The 1,150-nt window shown below is 53.6% G+C and carries 1 protein-coding gene; it reads left to right on the top strand.

Features of this window, described 5'->3' with window-relative positions:
• Positions 1-929, top strand: a 929-nt coding sequence (gene sohB, locus AC2VLY_RS03915; protein WP_486921795.1) for a protease SohB, incomplete at its 5' end; no start/stop codon positions are given.
• Positions 930-1,150 lie beyond the last annotated feature (221 nt).

Genomic DNA, 1,150 nt, shown 5'->3' with positions numbered 1-1,150 from the left:
TAGTCGCCATCCTGATTGTCGCCGGAGGCATTGCTGCCATCGCCCTCAGCAAGCGCAAACCCGCACCTGCAGGTCAGGTCCAGGTTACGGATTTACGCCAGCAAATTGAACAAGCGGCTGACCGTATCGAAGCGCTGCGTTTCGACAAAAAACTCCGCAAAGCGCATCAAAAAAACCTCAAGAAAATGCATAAAGCCAGAAAGGACGAAATTTGTACTTATCTGCTGGACTTCAAGGGCGACATTCGCGCTTCGGCGGTGAGCGCTTTGCGCGAGGAAATTACCGCGATCATCCAGGTTGCCCAGCCTGATGATTGTGTGCTCATCCGCCTCGAAAGCGGCGGCGGCATGGTCAATACCTATGGTTTGGCGGCCGCCCAGCTGTTGCGCCTGCGTGCCGCGAAAATTCATAGCACCGTATTGGTAGATGCTGTTGCGGCCAGCGGTGGATACATGATGGCCGTGACCGCTGACCGGATTGTGGCCAGCCCATTCGCGCTGCTCGGTTCTATTGGGGTTGTCGCACAAATTCCCAACTTTCATCGCTGGTTACAGGAACGCAATATCGATTTCGAGCAGTTTACCGCTGGTAAATACAAGCGGACCGTCACGCTTTTCGGGGAAAATACCGATAGTGGTCGCGCCAAACTGCGTGAAGAACTGGAAGAGACCCATGCCCAGTTCCGCGACTTCGTGGAGCAGTTTCGCCCCCAGCTTGATCTGGAAAAAGTGGCCACCGGCGAGGCGTGGCTGGGTAACAAGGCCCTGCAACTGGGGCTGGTTGATCAGCTGGCTACCAGCGACGAGATTATCGTTGAGGCTGCAAAAAAAGGTAAGTTACTGCTTCTGAGTTACCAGCGGCCCAAAAGCCTGCCGCAAAAACTCGGGCTAGCTGCCCAGCAAAGTTGGGATAAACTCTGGTTTCGCTGATGTTCAGCACCTCAGAAATCAAGAAATAACCAATTTAACACAAGACCTTGTCATCTTCCCTCATTGTCCTATATAACATCATTCTTAGTAAATATCTCCCGGCAAAGCCGGGAGCTTTAGTTCGTGAGCCGCTCAAAGCGGCTTAAAACGGGGACGCTAACGCGGCCCCTCAGTTTTGGCGCCACCACTGGGTGGCCCGGATCAGCTCCATATGTTCAACT

Source organism: Acidithiobacillus sp. TH-A36, from assembly GCF_057473445.1.
This window is presented reverse-complemented; position numbering and strand designations above follow the sequence as displayed.